Annotated in this window: 2 protein-coding genes and 1 pseudogene; all 3 read right to left on the reverse strand. The window is 24.1% G+C overall.

What is annotated here, in order from left to right; genetic code table 11:
• Nucleotides 1–21: 21 nt before the first annotated feature.
• Nucleotides 22–237: a hypothetical protein gene (locus HMPREF0202_RS05965; RefSeq protein WP_023052252.1), complete on the reverse strand. Its 216-nt coding sequence runs from the start codon at nucleotides 235–237 to the stop codon at nucleotides 22–24.
• A gap of 47 nt (nucleotides 238–284) precedes the next feature.
• On the reverse strand, nucleotides 285–683 hold the full coding sequence (locus HMPREF0202_RS05970; protein WP_023052253.1) for a hypothetical protein: 399 nt from the start codon (nucleotides 681–683) through the stop codon (nucleotides 285–287).
• Nucleotides 684–950: 267 nt separating this feature from the next.
• Nucleotides 951–1,151: pseudogene (locus HMPREF0202_RS05975) on the reverse strand (hypothetical protein); the annotation flags it as partial.

Consider the following 1,151-nt stretch of genomic DNA (forward strand, 5'->3'; position numbering starts at 1 on the left):
TACTTCGATTTAAATTTTTCTCTAATTTTTTTCCATCAAGTCTATCCCTAAGATTTTTAAATAATCATTAACAACATCTCTATCAAATCCTATATAAATTTTTAATTTATCCATCAGCTCTAATAGTTCTTCTATTTTTTTTTCATTCGTAGATATTTTTTTTATCTCTTCTTTTATTGTTTTCAATACTTCTTTATTAGTATTATCTTTTTTCAATATTTCTAGCAATTTTCTCATATATCCCTCTTTTTATTAAAATAGATAGTTTATCTCTAATTTACCAACTAATTTAAATCATTATCTGATAGAGAAATATAAATAGAAAAAGCATCATCATATATGTAGGTATCTCTATCTTCATCTGAAAATATCAAATTAAATACTCTATTTAAATCTTTATAAAGTTTAAATAAAATATCATCTTTTAATTCCAATTTAAAGTTTTTTCCTTCATCATCATACTTAATCATCTTTTTATCTTGATTTAGTACATTTGTTGAGTACATTTTTCCTTCTTCAGAAAATATAAAATAAACTTTATCACCATATCCTTCAAAAACAACATATTGAATTCCTGAAATTTTTTCACCTTTAATACTCCAATTTTCTACTTCTTTAAAAATATTGAAAGTTTTTTCAATATCACTAAAATATATTAATATCTTTCTAAAATTTTTACTCATTAGTACTCTCTCTCCTCTTTTAATTTAATTATTTCTAATTATATAATATCCTAAAACTTATATTTTAACAATAAACTTTCTGTGACAATCATTAAATTACAAGGAGATGGCTGCTTTGAAAAGACTGTATATGTTTGAAAAAATAAAAAAGTTAAAGGCATTACCTCTAAAATTAAAAGAATCTCAAGTTGCTAAACAATTGAATATTGATACTAAAACAGTTAAAAAATATTAGTACACTCCCTCTTAACTGACTCTAGCTACTTATTATCTGTTATTATACATCTCTTCATAATACTTTTGATAATCTCCAGAGGCTACTTCCTCTACCCATCCTTGATTATCTAAATACCATCTAATAGTTGCTTCTATTCCCTCTGTAAATGGTGTTTCAGGATACCATCCAAGTTCAGTTACTATCTTAGTTGGATCAATAGATTGCGATAGGTAATCCTTTGATATAATCTC

The organism is Cetobacterium somerae ATCC BAA-474 (assembly GCF_000479045.1).
GTDB classification, from domain to species: Bacteria; Fusobacteriota; Fusobacteriia; order Fusobacteriales; family Fusobacteriaceae; genus Cetobacterium_A; species Cetobacterium_A somerae.